8 protein-coding genes are annotated in these 13,380 nt (G+C 68.1%); all 8 read left to right on the top strand.

All coding sequences use genetic code 11. From position 1 onward, the window contains the following. Positions 1–233 precede the first annotated feature (233 nt). A complete protein-coding gene (locus ACWCO2_RS27125; protein WP_450130596.1) occupies positions 234–1,223 on the top strand; it encodes an ABC transporter ATP-binding protein in 990 nt (329 codons plus the stop codon). Beyond that, on the top strand, positions 1,223–2,077 hold the full coding sequence (locus tag ACWCO2_RS27120) for an ABC transporter permease (RefSeq protein ID WP_450130595.1): 855 nt from the start codon (positions 1,223–1,225) through the stop codon (positions 2,075–2,077). The genes ACWCO2_RS27125 and ACWCO2_RS27120 overlap by 1 nt, the downstream gene beginning before the upstream one ends. Before the next feature lie 325 nt (positions 2,078–2,402). Then, the gene (locus tag ACWCO2_RS27115) at positions 2,403–6,137 is read left to right on the top strand and encodes an ABC transporter ATP-binding protein (RefSeq protein ID WP_450130594.1); all 3,735 of its coding nucleotides are present in this window, start codon (positions 2,403–2,405) and stop codon (positions 6,135–6,137) included. Positions 6,138–6,657: 520 nt separating this feature from the next. After that, positions 6,658–10,287 carry a multifunctional oxoglutarate decarboxylase/oxoglutarate dehydrogenase thiamine pyrophosphate-binding subunit/dihydrolipoyllysine-residue succinyltransferase subunit gene (locus ACWCO2_RS27110; protein ID WP_450130598.1) on the top strand — a complete coding sequence of 1,210 codons (3,630 nt, stop codon included), beginning with the start codon at positions 6,658–6,660 and terminating at the stop codon, positions 10,285–10,287. Positions 10,288–10,459: 172 nt separating this feature from the next. Continuing rightward, on the top strand, positions 10,460–10,636 hold the full coding sequence (locus ACWCO2_RS27105; protein ID WP_270949096.1) for a DUF6104 family protein: 177 nt from the start codon (positions 10,460–10,462) through the stop codon (positions 10,634–10,636). A 152-nt stretch (positions 10,637–10,788) separates the two neighbouring features. Next, a complete protein-coding gene (locus ACWCO2_RS27100) occupies positions 10,789–11,085 on the top strand; it encodes a hypothetical protein (protein WP_450130593.1) in 297 nt (98 codons plus the stop codon). Then, positions 11,085–12,785, top strand: coding sequence for an alpha/beta hydrolase (locus tag ACWCO2_RS27095; RefSeq protein ID WP_450130592.1), 1,701 nt, complete (start codon positions 11,085–11,087; stop codon positions 12,783–12,785). Before ACWCO2_RS27100 ends, ACWCO2_RS27095 begins: the two co-directional genes overlap by 1 nt. A gap of 32 nt (positions 12,786–12,817) precedes the next feature. After that, positions 12,818–13,351 carry an LppA family lipoprotein gene (locus tag ACWCO2_RS27090; RefSeq protein ID WP_450130591.1) on the top strand — a complete coding sequence of 178 codons (534 nt, stop codon included), beginning with the start codon at positions 12,818–12,820 and terminating at the stop codon, positions 13,349–13,351. The last annotated feature ends 29 nt before the right edge of the window (positions 13,352–13,380 follow it).

The raw sequence follows: 13,380 nt of genomic DNA, 5'->3' as shown, positions 1-13,380 counted from the left end.
TCATGGCCACCCGCCTCGCCGGCCGGAACATCCAGTGGTCCAACGCCACCGGACGCCACACCGCCCGCCGCCTCACCACCGAAACCAGCATCGCAGCGCAACCACCCAGTTACCCAACAGTCTCTTAGTGCCTGTCTGTGAGCTGGGCTGGAAAACACCCACTTCGCACATACACCTCGGTTCGTCCGGCAGGATGGGCGGCGATCCAGTGAACAGGTGATGTTGGAGGGCGTGTGCACGACGGCAGCGGCCGGATCATCGTGCAAGGTCTCAGCAAGCGCTACGGACCGGTGAGCGCGGTCCAGGACCTTGACTTCGCGGTGCGGCCAGGCACGGTTACCGGGTTCCTCGGGCCCAACGGGTCCGGGAAGACCACGACGCTGCGCATGATCCTCGGCTTGGTCACGCCCTCCTCGGGCACCGCCACGATCAACGGCCTGACGTTCCACCAGCTTCCGAACCCCGCTTCGGTGATCGGCGCCGTCCTCGACGCGCAGAGCTTCCACCCGGGCCGCACCGCGCAGAACCACCTGCGCTGCTACGCGGCGGCGATGAACGTGCCGGACGAGCAGGCCGATCGGGCGCTCGAGCTGGTCGGGCTGGCGCCTGCTGCCAAGCGCAAGCCAAGCGGGTTCTCGCTCGGCATGCGGCAGCGGTTATCGCTGGCCACGGCGCTGCTGGGCGATCCGCAGGTGCTCGTGCTGGACGAACCGGCCAATGGGCTGGACCCGGAGGGCATCGCCTGGCTGCGCAACTTCCTGAAGGCCTTCGCTGCCAGCGGTCGCACCGTGCTCATGTCCAGCCACTTCCTGCGGGAGATCGAGCACACCGTCGACCAGCTGGTGGTGATCAGCCAGGGCCGCTGCGTCTACGACGGCAGCATCGACCAGCTGCGCTCCGCCCAGCAGTCCCGCGCGCTGGTGCAGGCCGCGGACCCGGGTGCGCTGGCTGCCAAGCTGCAGGAGTCCGGGTACCGGGTCGAGTTCCTGCCGGACGGCCGACTGGCCGTGCTGGGCGCGGATTCCCGCAAGGTGGCCGACCTCGCGCTGGCCGCCGGGATCGCGCTCTACGGCATGCAGGACGAGCGGATCGGTCTGGAGCAGCTGTTCTTCCAGCTCACCAGCGGTCAGTACACCGGTGTCCCGCAGGCCGGACCCGGTGCTGAAGTGTGGGCACGACCGGCGCAGCACGGTGACCAGCGCGGACTTGGGGGGAGCGTGTGATGGGCGCGCTGATCAAGGCGGAGTTCCGGAAGATCTTCACGACCAACCTGTGGTGGGCGCTGCTCATCCCGGTGGCGCTGATCGGCTTCGGCGCCGGGTGGATGGGCACCGCCTTCGTCTCGATCATCAACAGCTTCGGTCCGCTGGACCGGCCGGTGCCGCTGGCGCTGCTGTCGGTGACCACGTCGGCGAACTTCAGCACCATCTTCGGCATGCTGTTCGGGGCGCTGTCGATCTCCGGGGAGTACCGGAACAAGACCATCACGACCAGCTTCCTGACCAGCAACCCGCGCGGCGCCGTGCTCGCCGCGAAGCTGATCTCGGCTGCGGCCATCGGCGCGGGGTACGGGCTGGTCAACGCGCTGTGCGCGAGCCTCGGCGGGCTGATCGGCGCGGTTCAGGACATCGGGAACTTCGGCGACATCGCCGACTGGTTGAGCGTCGGCGGCGCCAGCGTCCTGTCGATGACGCTGTGGACGCTGGTCGGCGTCGGGTTCGGCGCGCTCGTCTCGAACGCCGTGCTGGCGATCATCCTGCCGCTGGCCTACAAGTTCGTCATCGAGTTCATCATCTCGGTGGCGCTGGCGGGCTCCAACGTCTCCGGCATCGGCCCGTACCTGCCGGGGTCGGCCGGCAACGGGATCGTGTCCAACCTCGCGGTTCCGCTGTTCGTCGCGGCGGTGGCCGGGCCGAACGAGCCCGAGGTGCCGAAGGTGGCCTTCGACGCCCTGCACCTGATCTTCGGCGGCAACTACGGCCACGCGTGGTGGGCGAGCCTGCTCACGTTCCTGGGCTACACGGCGCTGTTCGTCGCCGGCGGCTGGTGGGCGAACCAGCGCCGAGACATCGCCTGAGAGCCTGTCTTCGATCCTGGTTTTCGATCTTTTGCTTTGATGCGCCCCAGGCGCATAGCCCACCCTCGGCGCTGGCACCGCCGCGGGTTCTCAGACTGTGCCCGCCCGACTTGGGCTCTTGGCGAGGACGGCCCCACTGCCGTGTATTGGCCATACATCAAGTTGGGCACCCGCAGTCCAGGCTGCGTCTGAGGTTCCGCTACCCGCACCGCCACGCACAACGAGTTCGTCAGACACGTTCAGAGCGCTTGATCCGCCGGTTGGCGGGGTCACACCCGAGGTTCGGGCGTGCTGCACGGTCAGTGGCGCGTCCTAATCTGGCAAGGTGAGCGACTCCGGCAATCCCCCGTCATCTGGTGGTTGGATCCGTCGCCTCTTCGCCGCTTGTCGACGGCACCCGGTCGCCCTCTCCTTGGCGATGGGCGCGTCGGTCACAGCGGTCGGCTTGGAGGCCCTGGTTCCGCTGCTGACCAAGGTGGCGGTGGACGATGCCGTCGCGCGCACCACCGACCGGCTGTGGTGGGTCGTGGTCGCGCTGCTGGTGCTCGGCGTGTTCCGCTTCGGCGCGGCGTTCGTGCGCCGCTACAGCGCGGGGCGGTTGGCGCTGGACGTGCAGCACGACATGCGCCGCGCGGTGTTCGCCGCGATGCAGCGGCTGGACGGCGGCAAGCAGGACGCGTTGCGCACCGGGCAGGTGGTGTCGCGGTCAATCAGCGACCTGCAGCTGGTGAACTCGCTGCTGGCGATGCTGCCGCTGGCGGCCGGGACCGCGATGCTGGCGCTGTTCGCGATCATCGCCATGCTGTGGCTGTCGCCGCTGCTCACCGTGGTTTCGCTGGTCGTCGCACCGCTGATCGCGGTGGTCACCGCGCGCAGCAAGAAGCGGTTGTTCCCGGCGACCTGGTCGGCGCAGCAGCGCGCCGCCGACATCGCCCAGCACGTCGAGGAAACCGTCACCGGCGTTCGGGTGGTCAAGGGCTTCGGACAGGAGGAGCGCGAGGTCGGGCGGCTTCGGACCCGGGCGCGGCGGCTGTTCGGCGAGCGGCTGCGCGCCGCGCGCATGACGTCCACACCGGCGGCGAGCCTGGCTGCGCTGCCCTCGGCCGGGCAGGTCGGGGTGCTGGGGCTCGGCGGCTGGATGGTGCTGCACGAGCAGGTCAGCCTGGGCACGTTCGTGGCCTTCGCCGCATACGTGGCGATGTTGTCCGGACCGGCCCGGATGTTGTCCAGCGTGGTGATCCAGGCGCAGCTGGCCCGCGCCGGTGTCGAGCGGATCAACGAGCTGATCGACTCTCAGCCCGAGGTGCAGGAGAAGCCGGACGCGGTGCGGCTGCCGGAGGGCCCGCTGGAAGTCCGGTTCGACGACGTGACCTTCGGCTACACCCGCGATCAACCGGTGCTGTCGGAGGCATCGCTGCTGGTCCGGCCGGGTGAGACGGTGGCGCTGGTGGGCCCGGCGGGCTCGGGCAAGTCGACGGTTTCGCTGCTGCTGCCGCGCTTCTACGACGTGCACTCGGGCAGCGTCGCGATCCGGCCCGCCTCCGACGGCGCGGCCGCGCACGACATCCGCGACCTGCGGTTGGACTCGCTGCGCAGCGCGGTGGGCGTGGTGTTCGAGGAAGCGTTCCTGTTCTCCGAAAGCATCCGCGGCAACATCGCCTACGGCCGTCCGGACGCCTCGGAAGCCGACGTGATCGCAGCGGCCAAGGCCGCCGAGGCGCACGAGTTCATCAGCTCGCTCCCCCACGGCTACGACACCGAGGTAGGCGAGCGCGGCCTCACCCTGTCCGGCGGGCAGCGCCAGCGGGTGGCGCTCGCGCGGGCGCTGCTGTCGAACCCGCGGATCCTGGTGCTCGACGACGCCACCTCGGCCGTCGACCCGGCGACCGAAGCGGCGATCCACGACACCCTGAGCTCGGTGACCGCCCAGCGCACGACGCTGCTGATCGCGCACCGCCGCTCGACGCTCGCGCTAGCCGACAGGATCGCCGTGTTGGACGAGGGCCGGGTGGTCGACGTCGGCACCGAGGAGGAGCTGTCGCAGCGCTGCGAGCTGTTCCGGTCGCTGCTGGCCGGGCCCGGCGAGTCCATCGACAACCGCCGCAGCGCCCTCACCCCGAACGACTCCGACATCACCCCCGAGCTGTGGCCGGAGCCGGAGGAGCCCGAACCCCTCGCCGCCGCTCCGATGGCGGGTTCGCGCGGCATGGCCGGCACGGCGATGCCGCCGACGCCGGAGCTGGTCGAAGGCATCCGGAAGCTGCCGCCGACGACCGACGAACCGCACCTGCGCGGTGAGGACCCGACCGCGCCCGACCCCGACTTCAAGCTGTCCCGGCTGCTGCGACCGATCCGCTGGGGCCTGCTGGTGACCGTGCTGCTGGTCACCGGCGACGCGCTGACCTCGATCGCACTGCCGTCCCTGGTGCGCCAGGGCGTCGACGGCGGTGTCGGCACCGGGAACGTCGACGTCCTGTGGTGGGCGACCGCGCTGGCCGCGGTGATCGTCGGCTTCGGCTGGGTGGTGGTCAAGCTGCAGACCGTCGTCACCGCCAGGACCGGCGAAACACTGCTCTACCTGCTGCGATTGCGCAGCTTCGCGCATCTGCAGCGGCTCGGCCTGGACTACTACGAGCGCGAGCTCGCCGGCCGGATCATGACCCGGATGACCACCGACGTCGACGCCCTGTCGACGTTCCTGCAGACCGGCCTGGCGACGTTCGTGGTCAGCGTGCTCACCCTGTTCGGCATCGCCGGTGCGCTGCTGATCACCGACGTGTCGCTGGCCCTGGTCGCGATGGCCGTGCTGCCGGTGCTGCTGGTGGCGACGGCGATCTTCCGCCGGGTCTCCTCGATCGCCTACGCCGAAGCGCGCGAGCGGGTCAGCACGGTCAACGCCGACCTGCAGGAGAACGTCTCGGGCATGCGGGTGGCGCAGGCGCACCGGCGCGAGAGGCACGCGGCGAAGGTGTTCGCGCAGCGCAGCGACGCCTACCGCCGTTCGCGGCTGCGCGCCCAGCGCTACATCGCCACGTACTTCCCGTTCGTCGCGCTGCTGTCCGAGATCGCCCAGGCCGCGGTGCTCGGCGTAGGCGCCGCGCGCGTCGCTTCCGGTGACCTGACGCCGGGCGTGCTGGTCGCGTTCCTGCTCTACCTCGGGTTGTTCTTCTCCCCGGTGCAGCAGCTGTCCGGCGTCTTCGACGGCTACCAGCAGGCCATGGTCGGGTTGCGGCGCATCGGTGACCTGCTGCGCACGCCGACCTCGGTGCCCGCGCCGGACGACCCGGCGCCGGTGCCCGAGCGGTTCGGCGGCGAGGTCGAGCTGCGGTCGGTGTCGTTCCGCTACCCCGGCACCGAGCAGTACGCGCTGCGCGACGTGTCGCTGCGGGTGCGCCCCGGCGAGACCGTCGCGCTGGTCGGCGCCACCGGCGCGGGCAAGTCGACGCTGATCAAGCTGATCGCCCGGTTCTACGACGTCACCGACGGCGCGGTGCTGATCGACGGGGTGGACGTCCGCCACTACGACCTGGCGGCGTTCCACCAGCGGCTGGCGGTGGTGCCGCAGGAGGGGCACCTGTTCACCGGCGACGTCGCGGACAACATCGCCTACGCGCGCCCGGGCGCCGAGCCCGTCGAGGTGGAGGGCGCGGCGCGGGCCGTCGGTGCGCTGCCGGGGATCGCGATGCTGAACAGCGGGTTCCGCCAGCAGGTCGGCGAGCGCGGCCGCGGCCTGTCCGCCGGTCAGCGGCAGCTGGTCGCGCTGGCCCGCGCCGAGCTGGTCGATCCCGACGTACTGCTGCTCGACGAGGCCACCGCGGCGCTGGACCCGGCCACCGAGTCGATGGTGATCGCGGCCAGCGACCAGCTGGCGGCGCAGCGCACCACGTTCGTCGTCGCGCACCGGCTGGCAACGGCGGCCCGCGCGGACCGCATCGTGGTCGTCGACGACGGCCGGATCGTCGAGCAAGGCCCCCATGCCGAGCTCCTCGCCGAAGGCAGCCACTACGCACGCCTCTGGCGAGCAGCGGACCCCAGCGCCCAAACCTCCAACATCGCCTAAGAGCCCGTCTCCGGAGGGCGGGCTGAACGCCTCCGGCGCTTCAAAGACAAAGAAGACCAAAGAGAGGAACCGGACACGCTCCGCAGTGGGGTGGACACTCGGAGATGACCGCATTGGTGCTGGTGAGGCGCTTGATGTGATGCTGTCTGGGATTCGGGAGAGTCGGTCACAGCCCGGGAACACGGCGTGTCGTTGAAACGTCATACTGGTTGCGGGCGACAACCCAGATGGAGTACTAGCAAGCGATGCTGAACCGCAAGTGAGGCAGCTAGGGTGCGGCCGTTGATCGTTCACGTGAGCCAACCGGGTCGATCCCGGCGCAAGCTGGGCTTTCCTGATCGATTTTGTGACAGAGCTCGTCAGCCGAACGGCCGTCCTGTGTGCCAACCTCGCGAATCGGACCGCTAGCCTGGTACCCGAGTGTGTCTGTAAATCACGAGCATATGGATTGAGGCGAACGCGAGCCGTGTCCAGCAGCCCTGCGTCACAGTTCGGCCCCAACGAGTGGTTGATCGAAGAGATGTACGAGCAGTACCTCCAAGATCCCACTTCAGTAGACTCGGCGTGGCACGAATTCTTCGCCGACTACAAGCCGGGCCAGGCAGCCACCGACAACACCGCTGCTGCCGCCGCCGCTGCAGCGGCCCCGACCACCACGGTGACCGCGACGCGCGCCGGCGAGACCAACGGTCAGGTCCCGCCGCCCGCCGCGACTGCCGCTCCGGTGGCGGCCAAGCCCGCCGCCGCTCCCAAGCCTTCCCCGCAGCAGGCCGCCAAGGCCGCCCCGGTCAAGCAGCCGCAGGCCGGTGAAGAGGTCAAGACGCTGCGCGGTGCCGCGGCTGCGATCGCCAAGAACATGGACCAGTCGCTGACCGTGCCGACCGCCACGAGCGTGCGCGCGGTACCGGCGAAGCTGCTGTTCGACAACCGCATCGTCATCAACAACCACCTCAAGCGGAACAAGGGCGGCAAGGTCTCCTTCACGCACCTGATCGGCTACGCGCTGATCCGTGCGGTCCGGGACTTCCCGAACATGAACCGCCACTACGGCGAGGACGCCAAGGGCAAGCCCGCGGCCGTCACGCCGGAGCACATCAACCTGGGCCTGGCGATCGACCTGCCGGCCAAGGACGGTTCCCGCAACCTCGTGGTCGCCTCCATCAAGGGCTGCGAGGACATGACGTTCCACCAGTTCTGGCAGGCCTACGAGGACATCATCCGCAAGGCCCGTGCCAACGCGCTGACCGCGGACGACTTCGCCGGCACCACCATCTCGCTGACCAACCCGGGTCCGTCGGGCACCAACCACTCGGTGCCGCGGCTGACCAAGGGCCAGAGCGCGATCATCGGCGTCGGGGCGATGGACTACCCGGCCGAGTTCCAGGGCGCCAGCGAGAAGGCCCTGGTCGACATGGGCGTCAGCAAGATCGTGACGCTGACCTCGACCTACGACCACCGGGTCATCCAGGGCGCCGAGTCCGGCGACTTCCTGCGCCGCGTCCACCAGCTGCTGCTGGGCGAGGACGGCTTCTTCGACGACATCTTCGCCTCGCTGCGCATCCCGTACGAGCCGGTGCGCTGGACGAAGGACATCCCGGAGGGCGCGGTCGACAAGACCGCCCGGGTGCTCGAGCTGATCGACGCCTACCGCACCCGCGGTCACCTGATGGCCGACATCGACCCGCTGAACTACCGGCAGCGGCGGCACGAGGACCTCGACGTCCTGTCGCACAGCCTGACGCTGTGGGACCTGGACCGGGAGTTCGCCGTCGGCGGGTTCGCCGGCAAGGAGCACATGCCGCTGCGCGACGTGCTCGGCGTGCTGCGCGACTCCTACTGCCGCACCGTCGGCGTGGAGTACATGCACATCCTGGAGCCCGACGAGCGCGAGTGGCTGCAGCAGCGGGTCGAGAAGAAGCACACCAAGCCGGAGCCGACCGAGCAGAAGTACATCCTGTCGAAGCTCAACGCGGCCGAGGCGTTCGAGACCTTCCTGCAGACCAAGTACGTCGGCCAGAAGCGCTTCTCGCTGGAGGGCGCGGAGACCGTCGTGCCGCTGCTGGACGCGGTGCTCGACACCTCCGCGGCGCACGACCTCGACGAGGTCGTCATCGGCATGCCGCACCGCGGTCGGCTCAACGTGCTGGCCAACATCGTCGGCAAGCCGATCTCGCAGATCTTCCGGGAGTTCGAGGGCAACCTCGACCCGGGTCAGGCGCACGGCTCCGGTGACGTCAAGTACCACCTGGGTGCCGAGGGCAAGTACTTCCGGATGTTCGGCGACGGCGAGACCAAGGTGTCGCTGACCTCCAACCCGTCGCACCTGGAGGCCGTGGACCCGGTGCTGGAGGGCATCGTCCGCGCCAAGCAGGACATCCTGGACAAGGGCCAGGAGGGCTTCACCGTCCTGCCGGTGCTGCTGCACGGCGACGCCGCCTTCGCCGGTCAGGGCGTGGTGGCCGAGACGCTGAACTTGTCGCTGCTGCGGGGCTACCGCACCGGCGGCACGGTGCACGTGATCGTCAACAACCAGGTCGGCTACACCACTGCGCCGGAGCACTCCCGCTCCAGCAAGTACTGCACCGACGTGGCGAAGATGATCGGTGCGCCGGTGTTCCACGTCAACGGCGACGACCCCGAGGCCTGCGTCTGGGTCGCGAAGCTGGCCGTGGAGTACCGCCAGGCGTTCGGCAAGGACGTCGTGATCGACATGGTCTGCTACCGACGCCGCGGTCACAACGAGGGCGACGACCCGTCCATGACCCAGCCGAAGATGTACGACGCCATCGACAAGATGCGCAGCGTCCGCAAGGTCTACACCGAATCCCTGATCGGCCGCGGCGACATGACCGTCGAAGAGGCCGAGAAGGCGCTCAAGGACTACGCGGCTCAGCTGGAGCACGTGTTCAACGAGGTCCGCGAGCTGGAGAAGCACCCGCCGGAGCCGAGCCCGTCGGTGGAGTCCGAGCAGAAGGTGCCGCGCGGCCTGGCGACCAAGATCTCCAAGGAGACCTTGGAGCGCATCTCCGAGGCGCAGATCAACCTGCCCGAGGGCTTCACCCCGCACCCGCGGGTCAAGCCGGTGCTCGAGCGCCGCGCCAAGATGGGTCGCGAGGGCGGCATCGACTGGGCGTTCGGTGAGCTGCTGGCGTTCGGTTCGCTGGTGATGGAGGGCCGCGGGGTCCGCCTGACCGGTCAGGACAGCCGCCGCGGCACGTTCGGCCAGCGCCACTCGGTGCTGATCGACCGCAAGAGCGACAACGAGTACACCCCGCTGCAGAACCTGTCGGACGACCAGGCGAAGTTCCTGGTCTACGACTCGGCGCTGTCGGAGTTCGCGGCGCTGGGCTTCGAGTACGGCTACTCGGTGGCCAACCCCGAGGCACTGGTGCTGTGGGAGGCGCAGTTCGGCGACTTCTTCAACGGCGCCCAGTCGATCATCGACGAGTTCATCTCGTCCGGTGAGGCCAAGTGGGGCCAGCGCTCCGACGTGGTCATGCTGCTGCCGCACGGCCACGAGGGCCAGGGCCCGGACCACACCTCGGGTCGCATCGAGCGCTGGCTGCAGCTGTGCGCCGAGGGTTCGATGACGGTCGCGCTGCCGTCGACCCCGGCGAACTACTTCCACCTGCTGCGGCGCCACGCGCTGGACGGCATCCAGCGTCCGCTGGTGGTGTTCACGCCGAAGTCGATGCTCCGCCTGAAGGCCGCGACCAGCCCGGTCGAGGACTTCACCGAGGGCAAGTTCACCTCGGTGATCGACGACCCGACGCAGCCGAACCCGGCCGATGTCCGCAAGATCGTGATGTGCACCGGCAAGCTCTACTACGAGCTGGCCGCGCACCGCGAGAAGGAGGGCATCACCGACACTGCGGTCGTCCGGCTCGAGCAGCTGTACCCGCTGCCGCACCGGAAGCTGGGCGCGCTGCTGGAGCGCTACCCGAACGCCACCGAGGTCCGCTGGACCCAGGAGGAGCCCGCCAACCAGGGTGCCTGGCCGTTCCTGGGCCTGGCGCTGCCGGAGCTGTTCCCGCAGCTGGTCGGCAAGCTCAAGCGGGTCTCGCGCCGTCCGATGGCCGCCCCGGCCACCGGTATGGCCAAGGTCCACGAGGTCGAGCAGGCCGAGATCGTGCGCACCGCGTTCGCCTGATCTGATCGGCTGAAGCGGGCCGTCGGTTCCACCCGGAACCGGCGGCCCGTTTTCGCACTTCAGGACGATGATGCGGTTCCGCTTCACCGCCCCGGCAAGACGTTTCGTACCCTGCTGTTCTGGTCGCACTGATTCCACGCGCCAGAAAGCGAAAACCCCCTAGGAGGAAGCGGTGTACTTCACCGACCGCGGCATCGAGGAGCTTGAGGACCGTCGCGGTGACGACTCGGTCACCCTGTCCTGGGTGGCCGACCGGATGCGCGCCTTCGTCGACCAGAACCCGGACTTCGAGGACGCCACGGAACGCCTGGCCACATTCCTCGCCCGAGACGACGCCGACGACGAGTAACCCCACTCGGCACCCCGAACGCCCGCGCGAACCAGCCAGCCAGCTGGCAACGGGACCCCGTCCCCGTCCGCGCGGGCGTTCGCGCGACTTGCCCCCGAAACGAGCGAACTGGGCGTCGAGCATTGATAGGGTCCCCCGCTTGGGGAGGACGAATGACCTATCAGGTTCTTATCGGGGAGCTTCGGAAGGCTTCGGACGCAACGCTCTCGGCGGTTGAACAAGCCGGGGAATCGAAGCTCTGTGCCGTGGGGGAAAAGATCAGCCAGGCTTTGCCCGGCTCAACGGCTGCCCCGGCGGCATCGAGCACCAGCCGCAGCTGGATGGACAGCGTGAAGCGCTGGTGTCGTTCCGGTACAACACACGCCGAAGCCCTGATCCGGAGCGCCGACACGTACGAGGCGACAGATCAGGATGCCGCGTCGGACATCAAGGCTGCGGGTGGTGCGTGATGACGACCATCGCGAACATCCGCCAGTGGAAGCCGGCCCTGCTCGACGAAGCGATCGACGATCTGAAACGCGAAGAAGATCGCCTGGTGCGGCTGGACGACGAACTCGCCGAGTCCGGCAAGCCAGCGGATTGGCAAGGCGACGCGGCCCAGGCTGCCGAGGACCGGCATCGCGACCTTGGCGAGAAGCTGCGAGAGCTCGTGGTCGAGGTGGCAGCAGTGCGCCGTGCCCTCATCGAGAACGTGGACGAGGTCCAGGCGGTGCAGCGGCAGCTGGCCGAGGCCGACTCCCTGGCGAGTTCCTACCGCTTCCACATCTGCGACGACGGTCGGATCGAAGACTTGGAGCACGTGGTGGTCGGCGGCCCCGGCAGCCGACTCGACGACGAAGACCGCTACCGGATGGAGCAGATCCGGCCCGACCTGGTGGACCGCGTCAAACGCCTGCTGACCCAGGCCGACGACGCAGACGCCGAACTGACCAAGGTCCTGCGGGACGCAGACCTGAACATGATGGAAACCAACGAGAACGGATCGCTCGCGGACGCAGCGGCCCTCGGAGACGCGCGCGGCCTCGCCGAGACGGTCGAACCACCCCCGCCAGGGACTCCGGCCGAAAATGCGCGGTGGTGGAACTCCCTACCTGCCGAAACACGAGCGGCAATGGCGGAGGCACCACCAGCATGGCTGGGCAACATGGACGGCATCCCGGCTACGATCCGGCACACCGCCAACGTCAACCGCCTCGACGACGAGCGCATGATGCTCCAAGCTCAAGCGGACCGCCTTCGATCGAAAATGGACAAGCCATACCCCGGCCCCGGCGGCAGGTTCAACAGGTCACTCGACCAAGCAGAACTCGATCGAGTCGATGCCAAGCTGCAGTCCTTGGACGAAATCGAGAAAGTCCTCGGCCCAGAGCATGACAAGCGACAGCTCTTGGTCATGGACAGCTCCGGCGAACGCATGAAAGCAGCAGTAGCGACCGGCAACGTGGACACGGCCAGCCACGTAGCGGTCTTCACCCCCGGCCTGGAAAGCAGGGTGGAAGACGGCCTTAAACCCTACGACTCAGCGATGGCCAGGCTGCAGAAAGATGCCGCCCACCAGTCACTTCGATACGGCGATGGCGGCGAGGTTGCCACCGTGACCTGGATCGGATACGAAGCTCCGCAGCTGTCCGAAACCCTGGACCCAGCCGACTCGGTCGCGACTGACAACCCAGCCAAGCACGGCGCCGAGGATCTCGCGAATTTCTACCGCGGGATCAACGAATCTCGATCAACCGAACCGCACCTCGTCGCTTTGGGGCACTCTTACGGTTCAACCACCACCGGCTATGCCTTGCAGCAAGACGGGACGGGAGTGGACGACGCCGTCGTCATGGGCTCGCCGGGCATGGGTACACCCCATCATTCGATGATCAACGTTCCAGATGGGAACCTGTACAACCTGGAATCGGACTGGGATCCCGTTGCTGACGTCGGAAGGTTTGGCTCCGATCCGTCAAACATGCCTGGTGTCGACAACCTCTCGACGCACGACGCAGTTTCGCCCGATGGGCAGCACCTTGTCCGCTCGACCGGGCACAACACGGGCAACGACGGAACGGGTTACCTCGATGCCGGAACCACCAGTCAATACAACGTAGGCGTGATAGTTGGCGGAGTTCCCGAACGAGCCGTGGACGCCAAGGGGTGACCAGAAAATTGCCGATTAGACTTTTAAAAGGCATGGCGCTTGTCGTATTCATTACTTTTGCCATGACTGGATGTGGGGGTACCCCGGTGACTTCGAAATTCGAGGGCGACGAGGCGACACAACGCGCCGAGTTGATGAGCCGCCCCAGCATCGAGGAGGCCAGCGCTCGGTATCTCGAGATGCTGGGACGGATGCGAGACGCACTGTCTGCGGAGTTCCCCTGGCTGCAGTGGGTCCACAACCAGGACCTGAACCACGCCGGGTGCGCCAACTTCGACAGCCCGGACGGAGAGATTCAGACGCTCGGGATTTGGAGTGCGAACGGCAACCTCCCGGACGAGCAGTGGCCGCGGGCGCAGCAGATCGCCGACGACATCTCACGTGAATACGGGTTCGGACCCTCACGTGCCATCGTCGATCGCCCCGCAGACCACGAAGTCGTCGGCAAAGACCAATTCGGCGCCACCTACGAATTTGGCACCGGGAAGAGAACGGTCCTCAGCGGCGGCACCGACTGCCACCTGCCGCAGGTGGCGAAGGACCGCATCGCCGCGACCGGGCGGTAGCGGCGTCACTCTTTCTGGTTGCTGTGTAG

Source organism: Saccharopolyspora sp. NPDC002376, from assembly GCF_053593195.1.
Note: the sequence above shows the minus strand (reverse complement) of the source record. Positions and strands in the feature narration are given on the sequence as shown.

Coding starts and splice junctions, on each gene's coding strand:
- ACWCO2_RS27090 (WP_450130591.1), top strand. CDS start 12,818: ATGGCGCTTGTCGTATTCATTACTTTTGCCATGACTGGATGTGGGGGT.
- ACWCO2_RS27110 (WP_450130598.1), top strand. CDS start 6,658: ATGTACGAGCAGTACCTCCAAGATCCCACTTCAGTAGACTCGGCGTGG.
- ACWCO2_RS27120 (WP_450130595.1), top strand. CDS start 1,223: ATGGGCGCGCTGATCAAGGCGGAGTTCCGGAAGATCTTCACGACCAAC.
- ACWCO2_RS27095 (WP_450130592.1), top strand. CDS start 11,085: ATGACGACCATCGCGAACATCCGCCAGTGGAAGCCGGCCCTGCTCGAC.
- ACWCO2_RS27100 (WP_450130593.1), top strand. CDS start 10,789: ATGACCTATCAGGTTCTTATCGGGGAGCTTCGGAAGGCTTCGGACGCA.